We start from the raw sequence: 16,922 nt of genomic DNA, 5'->3' as shown, positions 1-16,922 counted from the left end.
AATGGACTGGTGAGCAAATACGTCTATGGTTATCAATGTTACAATAATGGCGAAATTTACGAAAGGGCTTTCACCGTTAAGGCGGATGATTAGCCAACACCCGAGAGGATGATTGTAATGAAAATGACTTATACACAGCCGGCAACAAGCTGGAAGCAAGGGCTTCCGCTTGGAAACGGACAGCTAGGTGCTGTGCTGCATGGCGGCATCAACAGCGAAACCTGGAATATGACAGAGGTTACTTTTTGGTCGGGTAAGCCGGAGCGCTTTGGTGGGTCACAGGATCCAAAAGGAAAGCTGTCCGTCATGAGGGAAGCTTTTTTCAGCGGTGATTATGTGCTTGGAGACAAGCTGGCAGAGGAGCAGCTGGAGCCAAAGAAAGGCAACTTCGGTACCAACCTGTCGTTATGCGATATTCTTATTACCTATGGGGATGAAGAAGGCAGTGAACTGATGCGGGAGCTGGATTTGGAAAGGGCTGTCGCAACGGTATCGTATAGAAGCACATCAGGAGCGGCGATCCGCAGGGAAACGTTCGCGACGCATGCGGACGGGGTGCTGGTCTCTCGTATACAAGGTGATAGGATAGGAAGCGTATCGCTTATGCTGCGCCTATCGGGCAGAACGAACACGTTTGATACCTGGCTGGAAGGTTCGGATAAGCTGGCTTTCCGCACTCAGGCAACGGAAAACATACATAGCGACGGAGCTTGCGGGGTCTGGTGTGAAGGTGGATTAAAGGTTATCGCCAAAGGTGGCAGGGTATTCAGCGAGGATGGCGCCATTGTTGTCAAGCAAGCCGATGAGGTCATCCTTTATTTCGCGGCAGCGACTGACTATGGCCGTATGGATGATGGGTGGAAGGCCGAGAGTATGGAGCGGCTTAAAGCGGCGGAGGCAAAAGGCTTCGAGCAGCTGCGGGACAATCATATTAGCGATTATCAAATGCTGTTTGGCCGCGTAGAGCTTGACCTTGGAGGCTCTTCGGACAGATTAGATGCTCTGCCGACAGACGAACGGATTCGACGGCTGCGGGCTGGAGATTCGGAGGATAACGGACTTATCGCTTTGTTTTATCAGTACGGACGATATTTGACGATTGCTGGATCACGGCATGACTCGCGTCTGCCACTTCATCTGCAGGGCATATGGAATGACGGTGAAGCTAACGCGATGGCATGGAGCTGCGACTACCACCTCGACGTGAACACCGAAATGAATTATTATCCGACGGAAATAAGTAATTTGGCAGAATGCCACATTCCACTTATGAATTATATCGAGCAGCTTGCAGAGGCGGGACGTGCAGCTGCTGAGGATTTCTATGGCTGCGAGGGCTGGGTGGCGCATGTGTTCTCCAATGCATGGGGATTTGCGTCGCCTGGCTGGGGAAGATCGTGGGGCTTAAACGTGACGGGCGGCTTATGGATTGCGACTCATCTGAAGGAGCATTTTGAATACGGCATGGACCGTAAGTTTTTATCCAATCAGGCGTATCCAGTCATGAAGGAAGCGGCGTTGTTTTTCCTGGATTATATGACAGTACATCCGAAATACGGCTGGCTTGTTACTGGGCCGTCAACCTCTCCGGAAAACAGCTTCTATCCAGATCCTCCTGAGCAGGGGGAGCAGCAGCTCTCTATGGGCTCAACGATGGACCAAATGCTTGTCCGCGATTTGTTTGATTTTGTGCTGGAGTCTGCGGAGCTCCTGCAGACAGATGTGGGGCTGCAAGAACGCCTAAGGTCGGCTATTAATCTACTGCCGCCACTGCAAATCGGCAAGCGTGGCCAGCTGCAGGAGTGGCTGGAGGATTATGCTGAGGCGCAGCCGCAGCACAGGCATTTCTCCCACATGTATGGTGTTTATCCCGGCAACCAGATTACACCAGAGCAAACGCCAGAGCTGAGTGAGGCTATGAGGCAAACACTGCTGGGCCGAATGTTGGTTGATGAGCGGGAAGATATTGAATTTACGGCAGCGTTGTTCGCTCTTGGTTTTTCCAGATTGCATGATGGTAATCAGGCTGTGAAGCATGTCCGGCATTTGATCGGAGAGCTCTGCTTTGATAACTTGCTGTCCTATTCCAAGCCGGGTGTAGCTGGTGCCGAGACAAATATATTTGTCATTGACGGCAATTTTGGTGGGACGGCAGCGATTGCCGACATGCTGCTTCAAAGTCATGCAGGTTCCATTCATTTGTTACCCGCCTTGCCGGTGGACTGGTCTGTTGGTTCATATCGAGGTTTGCGGGCAAAGGGGAATGCGGAAGCAGCGGCATCCTGGCAGGATGACCGTTTGACTGAAGCGGTAATAACGGCGTATTCCGATCTGGAGACAATCGTCAAATGTGGAGGCAGGCAGATCAGCCTGCAGATGGAAGCAGGCAAGCGCTATCGGTTGGATGACCGGCTGAAACTGGTAGAGGTTGAAAAGGTCTAATTCCTATTTATCGTTACCTAACCGCCAAAGGAAGAGAGAGCAGAGGGCTCCGCTTCAAACTTTGGCGGTTTGTCGTATTGTTCGTTAAATATTGGGATTGTTCAAGCCTCTTCTCTGAATTACATTGAATATGCATCTTGAAAGCGCTTCATCATTTTCGATACGAACAGGAGGCTTGATGTAATGAAAAGGAAGTATGGGGCATGGTCCGGTAAAGGCTTGTTCCTCTTGCTGGTTGCAGTCCTGATTGTCCAATTAGCTGGAGGAACATTTGGGCGGGAAGTTGAGGCCGCCGCAAGTGTGGAGTCGACCACTTCGATAGCTGCTGCTGCTGGGAGCTATTCGTATGAAGCAGAAGCGGCCGCCAATACACTTACAGGCAAAGCGGAAATCAAAGCTTGCGAAGAAGCTGTAGGCTGCTCGGGTGGGCAATTGGTTGGAGGGCTGTGGGGCGGCTCGTCACTAACCTTCAACGAGGTGACGGTAGAGACAGCTGGTGTATATACGATGACGGTGCATTATATTTCTGGAGATCCAAGGTCAGTTGGGGTAAGTATCAACAATGGTACCGTGGATCACTATGATCTGCCGAGTACAGTTGATTGGAACACGCTTGGTGTTTACGAGCTGGAGCTTGAATTGAAGGCGGGAGTGAACACGATCCGGTTGGACGATGAAGGCAGCTACTCGCCAGACATTGACCGGATCGATCTCCAGTTATCCGATGGTCCTGGTGGGCCGGTAGAAGGTACTGCATACGAGGCAGAATCATCAATCAATGTATTAACGGGTAATGCATCTGTTAGTGGCTGCTCAGCAGCTACCGATTGCTCAGGAGGCAAGAAGGTGGGCAATCTGTGGGGCGGCTCTACGCTTCAATTCCGAGATGTTATGGCGGAAAAAGCAGGCGTGTACACGCTTAGCATTTCTTATATTTCGGGGGATCCACGTCCGGTATCCATTGCCGTCAATGACGGCGCTTTAGAAAATTACGCGCTGCCCAAAACGGAAAACTGGGATACGCTTGGCGTGTTCAAGCTGGAGATTGCGTTGAAAGCAGGAGCAAATACGATTACGTTCAACGATGACGGTGGCTGGTCACCAGATATCGATAAGCTGGAGATTGCAGCTGCGGAAGATCCGGGCGAAGATCCAGGACCGGTGGACAACATTGGCTTGATTGGCAAAGTGATCGACTCGAAAAAATACGGTTCTATCAAAATAACGGCACATGAAAAAGGAGCTACCTTCTTATCCGGCTCCTACAGCGTTACGTACAATACGGAATCAGGGCTTGCGGCATTCGCTTGGAACGGCAAAACGCTTGTTAAAGGCGCTTATGCGAGCGCGCAGCTGGAAGATCAACTGCTCGACAGCCGTAAATACAGCGAACACAGCTTTAAGCTGAGTGAAGTTGAGAAAATAAAGGACGGACATGGCAAAGGCGTCCGTATTACGGTTGAGAATCGCAGTGAGGGCTTGCCGACGATGAAGCAAATTTACCAGCTGTATGAGGATCAGTCTTATTTCCTCGTATCGCAGCAAGTAGTGAGCAGTTCTACGGTCAGCTCGAATGATATGGCTCCGCTTGTCGTGAATGCGAGCGGTGGCGTTGATCTTGGTAGCTATGGAGATAACCGCGTACTGATTACTCCATATGACAATGACGCATGGTCCCGCTATCAGGCGCGTACGATCAATACATCGCTGAATAATAATAACTATATCAGCTCCGAGATGACGGCCATCTATGATAACACCAGCCGCAGTGGTCTCGTAATTGGTTCGGTTACCCACGATCTTTGGAAAACGGGTATTTTCTGGAGTGGTTCAAACGACAAGATAAATAAATTGAAGGTGTATGGCGGTTTTACATCGCTCACATCAACGCATGACAGCATTGGGCATGGCAAAGTATCGGGCAAAACCATTACTTCACCTCAAATTGCTGTCGGTTATTACGCGGATTACCGTTACGGGCTGGAGAACTACGGGGAGGCTAATGCGGCTGTTGCTCCACCTCTCAAGTTCGAGAAAGGTATCCCTTCCGGCGTGCCAGTTGGCTGGAACAGCTGGGGAGCATATGAAAGCTCACTTAGCTACGATAAAGTTGTTGAGGTATCCAATTTCTTTAAGGCTAATCTGCAAAAGTCTTTCACAAACAAGGGTACCGTCTATATCAATATGGACTCCTATTGGGATAACCTATCCGAACAGCAGCTTCGTGACGCTGTGAAGGTGATTCGTAAAAACGGACAAAAAGCTGGTATTTACTATGGTCCATTTGTATACTGGGGCGACAATATGTCTCAGCCTGTAGAAGGGACAAACGGCAAGTACACTTACGGTGATATCGTGCTGCGGGATGCCGCAGGCAATATCCTTCCGAAGGTGGATGGCGCTTATGCCATCGATCCAACCCATCCGGGCTCAAAGCAGCGCGTTGAATATGTATTCAAGAAGTTCCTGGATTATGGTTTTGAATATATCAAGATCGACTTCCTGAGCCACGGCTCCTTCGAAGGTCAGCATTTCGATCCTAAAGTGCAAACGGGTATTCAAGCTTATAACCAAGGAATGGCTCATATCAACAAGACACTGGGCGGCAAAATGTTCATCAGCGCTTCGATCGCACCGATGTTCCCTAGCCAATATGCGCATGCAAGACGCATTTCCTGCGATATTGATGGAAGCCTTAGCCGCACGGAATACCAGCTTAACAATCTGACCTATGGCTGGTGGCAGAACGGCACCATCTACGCTTACACGGATCCGGATTATGTGACCCTCGCGAAGGGCGGCTCATATAACGCGGCACAAACGCGGGTTAACTCCGCGGCGATTTCCGGTACGGTCTACATGAACTCTGATGACGTAAGCAATGTGGAAACACAAAAGCTGATGAAATCGCTGCTGACAAATAAAAACGTAAACGATATCGCCCTGATCGGCGAAGCCTTCCGTCCGGTTGAAGGCAACACAGGCAACTCCGCAGCGGACGTATTCGTCCTCCAAGACAAACAGGACTACTACCTCGCTGTGTTCAACTACACGAACGACCCAACAGTCAAAACGGTCGATCTGAAGCGGGCATTAGGCGTAACGGCATCCTCGAAGGTTGAGCTCACGGACGTGTGGACCAACTCCAAAGTCGAAGCCAAAGACACTCTCCAAGTGAGCCTGGAAGGCGCTCAATCGAAGCTCTACAAGATCAAAATCAAGAAATAGCCTTCTAACAAAAAAACAGCCGTGCAGGGATAACCTGCGCGGCTGTTTTGTCTAACTGCATAATCATAAGATATTAGGCGTCTTGTAATATAGCGACTACAAAGGCCGGAAATGAGGTTAATAGCAAGCGGAGTAATTTGAATGATTCTGAAGAAGTGTTAACGTTCGCTTTTGCTCGGGGATTCCAATCCGCTAGGATTGTTGGGAGGAATCCCCGAGCAATGGCGATCGGAAGAACATTCAAATGCGCAGTCTGCTGTTTAACCAAACGTTCATTTCCCCGGAATCCGAATCGTCACCGTAGTCCCAATTCCAAGTCGACTAAATATCGTCACCCCATACGAATCGCCAAACAACAACTTAATCCGATTATCCACGTTCCTCACACCATAGCCCGACAACGTATCCTCACTTATTGGCAGGAGTCCGCTTTGCATCCTCATCCCCATACCATCATCAATCACATTGAGCAGGATATCCTGACCATCGCGATAGGCTCTAATAATAATATTGATGCCATGCTCATGATCCCATATCGCATGGTTGATACAATTTTCCACGAACGGCTGAAGCGTCAGCTTGACGATTGGACAGGCCAGCACTGATTCATCAATATCGTAGTGAACCCGGAGCAGATTCGCGAACCTCACTTGCTGGATAGATACATAATAGCGGGTCAACTGAATTTCCTCATGCACCGACAGCGTGTTTTTGCCTTTGTTTAACGAGATACGGTAAAACTTCGCCAAATCGGTGACCATCTTGTTCATTCTTGGATCGGCGTTTCGTATAGCGAGCGACGAGATCGAGGCAAGCGAGTTGTACAGGAAATGCGGGTTAATCTGCGCTTGCAGCACGTTCAGCTCGGCCTCTCGTTTATCGATTTCCTTCATGTAGACGTCGGAGATCAGAGAGTTCAGACGCTGTCCCATTTTCCGCAGCGCGTTGCCGATTTGACCGATCTCATCTCGTCCTAGCGGGCGAATGTCGATAAGCTCGAAGTCTTCCTTTTCAATGCGGCGTATCATGCCGACGAGCTTCTCCATCCTCTTGGTGAACAGCCGGGCGGTCACATAGATCATAATCGCCATAAGCGCAAGGCTGATTAACGCGTACGTGAGTATTCTTTTGGCCGTTAGATGGGCTTTGGAGAGAAAGCTGCTATATGGAATGAGGGAGACGCTTTTCCAACCATATTTGGTTGTATTGTAAACGACAAGTACTCTCTCGCCTTTATATGTGCTGTCGAATTTGCCATTTGTCTCTACGGGGAAGGTATCCGGCAAGTCGATCGGCTGATTAAGGAGCGTTTTATCCTTGGCTGACATAACAACACCTTCTTCATTGATGATCAGCACTGTTTTGTCATTGGCTTCCTTCTCCATCAGCCGGAAAATATCAGATTCCAAAATATTAATCGTCAGCACGCCATAGGGGTTGTTCATGCTGCTAATATTCAGCAGACGTGTCAGTGTGAACATCGGCGGCTTGTCGGGCAAAGGCGGCGACGTGACAAACCGGACATCCCCAAAGCTTCCTCGCAGGGATTTGTACGGCAAGGAGCTCATAAAGCTGTCATCCATTTCTTTGATGTACATACCATCGGTAGGCAGTGTTTCATTGCTAATGAAGATCGTCATCGAATCAATATCTGGATTTGTCGTCAGCATGTTGACGAAAGAGTTGTTGATATATTTGTAAGCATCAACGAACAGAGATGGATCCTTCGAATAATCATTCGTCAAATAGGCACGCAGCGAGGAGTCTAAGTACAGCGTTGCAGACAGCTTCGTGTACGTATCCAGCTTATTTTCCAGGTTGGAATTAATTTGCGCTACCGTAGAGCCAGTATTCGCTACCATCTGGGAGGAGAGCTCGCTGCGAATTGTTGAATAGGAATATTGAACGAAAAAGAGCAAAGGGAGAATGCCTCCCAGCAAAAACATGACAAACAGCTTCTCGCGAAGCCGCCAATTGTAAAAGGGATTAATCAGCCATCCGACAAGCTTCCTCATTGACAGACCACTCCAGCCTAAAGTTGCAATTTGCGGTATTCGTTTGGCGTACTGCCTTTATGCTTTTGGAATACCGAGCAGAAATAGGATACATTCTCATAGCTGACCCGATGGGCGATCTCGCGCACCTTCAGCGAACGGTCTTTCAGCAGCTCAGCCGCATGATTCATCCGGATCCGGGTTAAGTAATCAAGGATCGTCTCGCCGGTCTTTTCTTTAAAGATGGTACGGACATAGTTTGGTGATAAAAAGACCTCTTTGGCGATATCCTCCACTGTAAGAGGCAGATGATAGCGCTCCGCGATCAGCTTCATAATCTGCTCAGCAACCGATTGATGGCGATCGACATCACGTTCGGCTGCAGCCTTCACCAGCTCCGAACAGAATCGAAGCGCATAAGCGTGATAATGGGCGATCGTCGGGAGCGACGACAGCTCCTTCCAGTGATCCGCCAATAGTTGATCGCGAAGCGGACCTACCATGAAGGAGGTAAAATGCTGCTCCAGGATGGTCAAAATTTGGATAACTGCCCGAACGGCAAAATTACGCTCGATTCGCTCCTGCCGCATGCTGCAAAACCAGTCATCCAGCACCAAGCCCACACGCTCTCCATCGCCTGCTTGGACGGCGGCAATTAGGGAAGCTGCTGCGCCTTCGACAGGGATATCGGTCTGCTTCACCAGCTCATCGCTGCCGCTTCGGATGACGGATCCGGCCTGCCGGTACAACTTCTCTTCGTTACATCGCTGTGACTCCTCGTACGCTTCCTTGAGCAGATGAAACCCTTTGTAAGGGCCGGACAAGCCAATGGTCGCAAAGGCTTCTCCCTGCGCTGTTACGGCCAGCAGCTCCTCTCGGAGCAGCTCCCAATAAGCAATGTCCCATTGCTGGGGTTTTCCTTGGAATAGAACAAACAGCGTGTTTGGTCCGGTCTCCAGAACAATAGCGGCATCTAGTCTCCGCTTGAGCAGATCCCGCACAGTCTCTGCTGCATCTGCGGCCAGAATGGAGGAGGATGGCTGCCGTGCTTTGTCTCCAGCCGCGCCATCAGCCGATTTGCTGCGAAATGCCGGATGCTCGAACGTCATGTAAGCGGCTCCAAAAGATTGATGTGGGAGAAAGCCGGAAGCGGCTTTCTCCCATTGCCGAATCCATTCGAGCCGTCGCTGCGCGGATGACTCACGCACAATGCGCAGCAGCAGCTTCTCAAGCTGCCAGCCGCCGCCTTCGCTGGCAAGCTGCTCATCCTCGCATTTCTTCTTTACTTTTTCCAGAAGCACAAGCAGCTCTTCCATGTCGATTGGCTTGAGCAAATAGCCTGCGGCTTCGATATTAAGGGCGGACTTAATATATTGAAATTCATTATGTCCACTTAAATAAATAAGCTTGACGCTCTTATCGATTTGCTTCGCACGCCGTCCAAATTCCAGTCCGTCCATGATGGGCATACGCACATCTGTCACGATAATGTCCGGCTTGAGCTCGGTCAGCTTAGCCAGCGCTTCCTTTCCGTTACGCGCCGTTCCAGCGACTTGTATGCCGGCTTGCTCCCAAGGAACATAATGCTCCATCGTCTCCAACTCGATAGCTTCATCGTCTACCAGAAGCACAGAATACATGTCGGCACCAGCCTTTCTCGGTAGAATAATAACTTTCATGCTTCATGTTTCTCTAGTTTAACGGCTATGCCGTTATTCAACAATGGAGCAAAAGGAAGTGTGTGGGTTTCGAGCATGAATCGGTAGATCTTATTATAGAACGGCTATTTTGCCCGGCCTATAATAAGGACACAAAGCGATGACAACGCAATCCATTCATAGGAGGGCAACACGATGAACATACAAACGAAAGCGCATCCACAAGGAAGCGGAGCGCTTACCGTCAAGCGGAAAAGAGGTGGACTGCTTGATAGATTGAAAGAGCAGAAGCTGCTTTACGTACTTATGCTGCCCGCGATCATCCTGACCTTGATGTTCTCCTACGTGCCGATGTTCGGGCTGTATATGGCGTTCATTAACTATCAGCCGGGCGGCGGATCGTTTTTCAAGCAATTTTTCACAACAGACTTTGTTGGCTTGCAGTGGTTTGATTACTTCTTCACTAACGGCGATTTTGTGCGAATTATGCGTAACACGCTGGCGCAAAGCTTCCTGTCGCTGCTGTTCGGATTCCCGATGCCGATCATTCTGGCCTTAATGATTAATGAGTTGCGCAACGGCTGGTTCAAACGAACGTTCCAGACCGTCTCCTACATGCCGCATTTTATCTCGTGGGTTATCGCAGCGAACATCATTATTACGATGCTTTCATCAGGCGGGGTCATCAATAACATCCTGACCGGACTTCATATTGTTGACGAGCCGATCCAGTTCATGCAAAAGGGCCATCTTTTCTGGTGGATTATCGCCTTCTCGAATGCTTGGAAGGACATGGGCTTTAATGCCATTATGTATCTGGCTGCGATAGCGGCAATTAACCCCGAGCTGTACGAGGTGGCGAAGGTTGATGGAGCAAGTCGTCTGAAGCAAATGCTGCATATTACGCTTCCTTCTATTCGTCCAACCATTATCATTTTGGCCATTCTCGCGGTTGGCGGAATATTGAACGCAGGCTTTGACCAGCAGTACCTGCTTCAGAACAATACGGTTATGGAATACTCGGAAGTCATTGATACGTACACGTACAAATACGGCTTGCAGAACGGGATGTTCTCCTACGGTGCTGCAGTTGGTTTGTTCAAATCGGTTGTGGCATTCCTGCTTGTCATCACCGTTAATCAGATGGCCAAAAAGACGGAAGAGCAGTCGCTGTTCTAGTACAAAACGGAAGAGGAGAACACGTCATGGTGAAAGACAAAAAAGATTTTCTCTTTATGACCGCCGTTTACACATTTATCGTTGCGGTATTTATAGTGACGTTCTATCCTTTCTGGAATGTCTTCATTATTTCGCTCAACAGTGCAGAGGACACGCTGCGTGGGAATCTGTATCTGTGGCCAAGAGAGTTTAGTCTTGCAAGCTATACGCAGATTTTGAGCGACAGCGAGATTTGGATGGCGATCCGGGTTACGCTGCTGCGGACAGTCATCGGTACGCCGCTAGCAGTTATCACGATTAGTATGCTGGCATTTGCACTTAGTAAAAAGGAGCTGGTCGCAAACCGCTTCTGGACGTTATACTTCGTCTTTACGATGTATTTTGGCGGCGGACTAATTCCTTACTACATGGTGCTCAAAAGCTATCATCTGATCGACAGCTTTATGGTGTTTATCGTGCCGGGTTTAATGAATGTGTTTTATATGATCATCATCCGGACCTTTATGCAGGGACTGCCGCAGGAGCTGGATGAATCGGCGAAAATGGACGGAGCAAATTACATCCAGATTTTCTTCCGGATTATATTGCCGCTGACGACGCCAGTACTCGCAACAATCGGTTTGTTCACGGCGATCAGCCATTGGAATTCCTGGTTTGACTCCTATGTGTTTACTTATAATCCGGATTTGAAAACGCTGCAGGCTGTACTCGTCAAAATTTTGAACCAGTATCAAACGGGCTCTATGGTAGGCGATGCACAGGCTATGGCGAATTCAGCTAAGCGTCTGGCGGTGTCACCGGACACGATCCGGATGGCTGCGACGATGGTCGCAACGCTTCCTATCATTATGGTGTATCCGTTCCTGCAAAAATATTTCGTTAAAGGTATGACACTAGGCGCAGTTAAAAGTTAACCCGCCTGGACATTACAGATTACTTAAGGGGAGGTGCGGCCCGGCAGAAGAAGGCCGAACAGCTTTTATGATTAGCCTACAATTATTGAATTAGGGGGATTTCATATGAACGCAAAAAAATGGATGCTGTCTATGCTAACAGCTGTAATGATGATTTCCGTAATATCTGCCTGTTCTTCCAATTCATCTAATAAACCAAGCAACACGGGAACAACGAATACCGAAACGGGTAATAACAGCGGAACAAAGGAACCAGGCACGGATCCGATTACGATTACGTTCTTTGACAAAAACACAGGTGACAAATTCGATAACGCCATCGCCAAAGAGATCACGAAGCGTACCGGCGTAACGATTGAGATCCAACAGCCGACGGGCAATCCGACGGAAAAGCTGAACCTGATGCTGGCGAGCGATGATTTGCCGGATATGATTATGTTCGATCGCTCCAGCGATCTGGTGGCGAAATATATTGAAGCGGGCTCGATCATTCCGCTGGATGATTTGATTAAGCAATACGGTCCAGACGTAACCGAAATGTACGGCGATGTGCTGAACAAAACACGTTACAAAGACGGTAAAAACTATTACCTGTCCAACTGGTATGGTCTCGAGCATGAGCCGGTATTCGGCTTCAACATGCGTAAGGATATCGTGAAGGAGCTTGCACCGGATAAAGCGGAAGGCGGAGTTCCATTCACACAAAGCGAATTCAAGCAGCTCTTGACCGACTTCAAAGCGAAATATCCGCAAATTGACGGTAAGGACTCGATCGCTCTGACGATGGACGGCGAGAACTGGGGAGGTACGCTTGGCACCTTCAAAGGAATGTTTGGTCTGAATGGCTATTACGAGCATGACGATAAGCTGCAATATGACGTGAAGGATCCAATGTACAAAGATATGATTTTGTACATGAACGACTTGTACCGCTCCGGTTTGATGGACAAAGAATGGGCAATCAACAAACGCCAAGTATGGGAGCAAAAAATCGCAACAGGCACGATCTTCTCTTCAACAGGCGCTTATTGGGATCTGGGTAACTCCAACACCATCCTCAAAAAGGATAAAGGTGAAGAGTCACAGCTGTTTGCCTATAAAGTTGTGGCAGATGGTGTAGACCCTGCGAAGACGACGTATGGCGGCCGCAGCTCACTCGGCTGGGATGCGATTGCTATTACGAAGAAGAACAAAAATCCAGAACGTACGATGCAATTCATTAACTTCCTGGCAAGCGAAGAAGGCCAATACCTGCTTATGTGGGGCATCGAAGGTACGCACTGGGATATGAAGGATGGCAAGCATGTGCCGCGTCCGGAAACACTGCAAGCTTTCAAAGACGATTGGGCTGCATATACGAAAGAAACTGGTATTCGCAAATGGACCTGGTTTATTAAGAACGGTCCGGGTACTGACGGCACACCTTATGATCTTCCAGGCCGTTACGAGCGTTCACCAATTGACCAGATGGCGATCAAAAACTTGTCCGATACAGTGTTTGATACAGCCATTTATGATGGCTTGAGCCCACAGGGCGGTACACCGGAAGCGCTGAGCGAACAGAAGATCAGCGACATTATGAAGCAGGCAATCACGAAAGCGATTATGGCACCTTCGGCTGATGAAGCCAGCTCGATTTTTGATAAGATGCTGTCCGATATGAAGGGCGCAGGCGACGACAAAGTTGAAGCTGTATACTCTAGCAATTATGCTGCCCGCAAACAACTGTGGAATTAATATTGTCGGAAGAAATGAGAGCAAGGGAAGGGCCAGCGGAGCTGGCTTTTTCCCTTACATAGCAAACTATATAAGCGTAGAATAGAATGTGAACCAATAATAGAATGGGAGCGGATCAATCATGACGACGGATTTGGGACAATTCAAGTTGGAGCAGGTATCCGGGACGTTTACAGCGGATAACGGCATTCTTAAGGTGACAGCAAATACGGCAGACGGTACATTGATGCTCGCCTGGAAAGACGGTCAGACGATGACAGGCTTGTTCGCTGAAGCTCGTGTTGGTGGAGCTGTCGTTCGTTCAACCTATTACGGCTCGCATACTGTTTCTGAAGCAGCGGTTCAATCGATTGAGGATGGCTTAGGTGAAGGTCTTCGATTCAGCTTTGAGCATGCAGAGCCGGGTAAGCCGACGCTTAAACAGCAGATTCGCTTGTATAAGAACCTGCCTTACGCCTTGATTGAACTGGAAGCGGAAGATACGCAGGAGTGGGAGACGAATGAATTAACTCCGCTAGCAGCTTACCTGAATGATGATGGCATACTTGATTTTGGCGACGATTCGAAGGAAGAAATCCGCTCTCTGTTTATTCCTTTTGATAATGATAAGTGGGTACGGTTCGGCTCCCAGGCTAATCCGGGCAGTGTGCGCAGCTACGAGGTGACTGCGATCTACCGGGCATATTCTAGACGGGGCTTTGTTATTGGATCAGTAACCCATGATACGTGGAAAACGGCGATTGACGTGGAAGGCACTTTCTCTGAAGCAATTGGACGTCTGCGGGTATTGGCCGGTGCCTCTGATCTGCAGACTCGTGATACTGTGCCGCACGGCTCGCTGAGGGGAACATCAATTGTATCTTCGACGATATTTGTAGGCGCTTACAGCGATTACCGGGAAGGTATGGAAGCCTACGGCAAAGCAAATACAGTTATACAGCCTGCGCTGCCTTGGTTTGGCGGTGTACCAATGGGCTGGAACAGCTGGTCTGCTGTTATGGCGAAGCTTGACTATGAAGTCTATACACATACCTCTGATTTTTTCGCGAAGGAGCTTCAAGAGAACGGCTTTGCGGATCAGGAAAACAGCCTGTACGTTAACTTCGATGCTTTCTCCACCAATTTAAAGGAAGGGGAGCTTGAGGATGCTGTTCGCCGGGTTAAGGCAAACGGCCAGAAGCCGGGAACGTACTATACGCCGTTTGCGTTCTGGGGGAAAGACCCGGATACGCCGGTTGAAGGAACAGATGGTTCGGTCATGTACCGGGATATTCTGCTGAAGGATGCTGCAGGCAGACCGCTGCCGAGGCTGGATGGCGCCATGCCGATAGATCCGACGCATCCAGAAGCGATTGCCCGTATTATGCGTAAGCTTGATGAAGTCGTTGCTGACGGCTTTGACTATTTGAAAATGGACTTTTTGGCGCATGGTGCGATGGAGGGTGTACATTACGATCCTTCGTTCCGTACTGGTATCCAGGCATACAATTACGGCATGGCGGCTATTGCAGAAGCACTAAGCCCAGAGCGAATCGGCCGTCCCTTTCTGATCAATCTGTCGATTGCACCACTGTTCCCGCATGGCTATGCGCATAGCAGACGTGTTTCCTGTGACGCTTTTGGTATGATCAGCGATACGGAATATATGTTAAATGCACTGACATACGGCTGGTGGATCAGCGACAATTTGTACCGCTTTAATGATCCGGATCATATCGTATTGTTCAAAAGCTATAATCAGGAGTCAACCTCTGCCCATGAAGGCAGAAGCCGTTTGAACTCTGGTGTCATAGCAGGCACGTCGCTGCTGCTCGGCGATGATTATCGTATGGAAGAAGCGGCAGCCCGCGCTAAAGCATGGATGACAAACAAGGAAGTAATGTCCCTTGCAAGACGTGGAGAAACCTTCCGTCCTTCAGAAGGCAGAAGCGGCACCGGCGGTGAGGACTTGTACTCGCTGTCTGGCGATGGCGGCACCTGGGTTGCAGTCTTTAATTTTGATGCAGGGAATGGGAAGTCGAAAACGATTGATTTATCCCGCGTTGGCATCGATGGATCAAAGGGGCTGACGGTACGCGATCTATGGAGTGGTGAGTCCTTCAGCCTGAAACCTGGGACGGCGGAACATCTGGTGGAGCTTGAGCCTGCCGAATCGAAGCTGCTGTTCTACGTCTAGCCGTTAAGCATCATTATATATGTTTAAAAGGACGTTCCATCCGGTCAGTACGATCGGAGGGAACGTCCTTTTTTTATATCTATTAATAGTAATCTATCAGTTGACTCCAAATAGGAAGAGCCTGCAAATATCCTCCAAGGACAAACAAACAGGCAGCTTTAGTATCCGTTGAATAAGCTAAAGAACAACGGGAAGGGAGGGATACTAACATGAGCAAAGTTTCCAAGGCACAAGCTCGGAAGCTGGTCGGCAAAAAAATCTATGCGGTTCGCAAGGATGGATCTGTCGTTACAGGCAAACTGGTGGAACTGCGGCAAAACAAGCTCGTACTGGCACCTCTGAAGAGAGATAAGGGGAAAGTAGTTAAAACAAAAGCGATAATTCCATTGGTGTTGTTTGAACTGCTTGCCATCGGACTCTGGAGCGGTGGCGGCGGGTGTGGATGCGGTGGCTTTGGCTGCGGCAGCTGCGGCGGCGGAGGAGGTTACGGTGGCGGCTATGGCGGCGGCGGTGGCTACGGTGGTGGCTATGGCGGCGGTTTTGGCGGCGGCGGCTATGATGGTGGTTATAGCGGCAACGGTGGCTATGGTGGCGGCTACGGCGGCGGCAATTTTTATTAATTAGAAATAAGGCAAGGAAACTAGAGGTTTAATCATCTCATAACAGCGGAGCTCCGGATAATACTGGATGACTTGATAACCAAGGCGGCTGTATAGATTTCTGGCTTTGGTATTAATATCATCCACGAATAGTCTGGAGACTCTGCAGTTTTGGGTTGTGCCGTAAGCTTCAGCAGCAAGCAGGAGCTTTCTGCCCCATTGCCGGTTCCGGTGATCCGGGTGAACGACAAGCATATCGAGATACAGGATTTCGCCTGTAATTTCAAATCGAATAAAGCCGTAAGGCTTACTTGTTTTACCTTCTGCTGCTACATAGGTGACGCCCCGTCGGAATCGTATGGGGAGTTCTCGCATCGTTTGGGCATCTAAGGGATGAGCGGTATGAGACATCGGAATAAGCTCGGCTTGGATGAGACGGAAAATTTCCGTGTCATCTGTTTTTGGATTACGTGCTCGTATCATCAGCGATCCGTCCTGACCGAATGAAATTGCCGAATATGGGCTAAGTTATACTATGAATAGCAGGCGAATTATGCGCCTCACTATTTTTTGCAATTGTTAGGCAGTTTAGCTTGACGAACAGGTATCCAAGGCATATAATAAAGAAAATCTTATCCAAGCATATGTTATCGGCAATGATGAGGACGAAGTGTTAAGGGCTCTTTTGCTCAGAGAGCGGATGGATCAGCTGCAACCATCGCCAAAACCCCTTTTCTACGAGCTCACCTCGGAGCTGTTTTCCTGAAAAGCAACATCGTCAAATGTTGGTTATTAGGGAAAATCGCAAGACACGCGTTATTGTGTCAAAGGTATGGGCGTATTGTGCGCACACGTTCATTACCTTATGGAGGTTATGCATCGCAAGATGTATAACGAATTTGGGTGGTACCACGGAAGATATAACCTTTCGTCCCTCAGGCTTCAATTATTGAAGCTGGAGGAACGAGAGGTTTTTTTGTTGTTTTCGAGAGGAG

Annotated in this window: 10 protein-coding genes; 7 read left to right on the top strand and 3 right to left on the bottom strand. The window is 49.1% G+C overall.

Translation table 11 applies throughout. The features are described from left to right. Window positions 1-117 precede the first annotated feature (117 nt). Window positions 118-2,442, top strand: a complete 2,325-nt coding sequence (locus AC0YNT_RS23545) for a glycoside hydrolase family 95 protein (RefSeq protein ID WP_475806796.1) — start codon at window positions 118-120, stop codon at window positions 2,440-2,442. A gap of 183 nt (window positions 2,443-2,625) precedes the next feature. Then, window positions 2,626-5,670, top strand: coding sequence for a carbohydrate-binding protein (locus AC0YNT_RS23540; RefSeq protein ID WP_475806795.1), 3,045 nt, complete (start codon window positions 2,626-2,628; stop codon window positions 5,668-5,670). 272 nt (window positions 5,671-5,942) lie between these two features. Here AC0YNT_RS23540 and AC0YNT_RS23535 read toward each other — a convergent pair whose 3' ends face one another. Together AC0YNT_RS23535 and AC0YNT_RS23530 are read right to left on the bottom strand one after the other, a co-directional pair. Continuing rightward, window positions 5,943-7,685: a sensor histidine kinase gene (locus tag AC0YNT_RS23535; RefSeq protein ID WP_475806794.1), complete on the bottom strand. Its 1,743-nt coding sequence runs from the start codon at window positions 7,683-7,685 to the stop codon at window positions 5,943-5,945. A 17-nt stretch (window positions 7,686-7,702) separates the two neighbouring features. Further along, complete coding sequence (locus AC0YNT_RS23530; protein WP_475806793.1) at window positions 7,703-9,343, bottom strand: response regulator; 1,641 nt, start codon at window positions 9,341-9,343, stop codon at window positions 7,703-7,705. A gap of 174 nt (window positions 9,344-9,517) precedes the next feature. Here AC0YNT_RS23530 and AC0YNT_RS23525 point away from each other — a divergent pair, with 174 nt between their 5' ends. From AC0YNT_RS23525 to AC0YNT_RS23505, 5 genes are all read left to right on the top strand, one after another. Beyond that, window positions 9,518-10,501 carry an ABC transporter permease gene (locus AC0YNT_RS23525; protein ID WP_475806792.1) on the top strand — a complete coding sequence of 328 codons (984 nt, stop codon included), beginning with the start codon at window positions 9,518-9,520 and terminating at the stop codon, window positions 10,499-10,501. Window positions 10,502-10,527: 26 nt separating this feature from the next. Beyond that, on the top strand, window positions 10,528-11,415 hold the full coding sequence (locus AC0YNT_RS23520; protein ID WP_475806791.1) for a carbohydrate ABC transporter permease: 888 nt from the start codon (window positions 10,528-10,530) through the stop codon (window positions 11,413-11,415). A 105-nt stretch (window positions 11,416-11,520) separates the two neighbouring features. Further along, window positions 11,521-13,152 carry an ABC transporter substrate-binding protein gene (locus tag AC0YNT_RS23515; RefSeq protein ID WP_475806790.1) on the top strand — a complete coding sequence of 544 codons (1,632 nt, stop codon included), beginning with the start codon at window positions 11,521-11,523 and terminating at the stop codon, window positions 13,150-13,152. A 121-nt stretch (window positions 13,153-13,273) separates the two neighbouring features. After that, window positions 13,274-15,328: an alpha-galactosidase gene (locus AC0YNT_RS23510; RefSeq protein ID WP_475806789.1), complete on the top strand. Its 2,055-nt coding sequence runs from the start codon at window positions 13,274-13,276 to the stop codon at window positions 15,326-15,328. A 209-nt stretch (window positions 15,329-15,537) separates the two neighbouring features. Continuing rightward, window positions 15,538-15,948 carry a hypothetical protein gene (locus AC0YNT_RS23505; protein ID WP_475806788.1) on the top strand — a complete coding sequence of 137 codons (411 nt, stop codon included), beginning with the start codon at window positions 15,538-15,540 and terminating at the stop codon, window positions 15,946-15,948. Here AC0YNT_RS23505 and AC0YNT_RS23500 read toward each other — a convergent pair whose 3' ends face one another. After that, window positions 15,949-16,410: a GNAT family N-acetyltransferase gene (locus tag AC0YNT_RS23500; RefSeq protein ID WP_475806787.1), complete on the bottom strand. Its 462-nt coding sequence runs from the start codon at window positions 16,408-16,410 to the stop codon at window positions 15,949-15,951. Window positions 16,411-16,922 lie beyond the last annotated feature (512 nt).

The sequence above is a fragment of the Paenibacillus sp. J22R56 genome, assembly GCF_056269375.1.
This window is presented reverse-complemented; position numbering and strand designations above follow the sequence as displayed.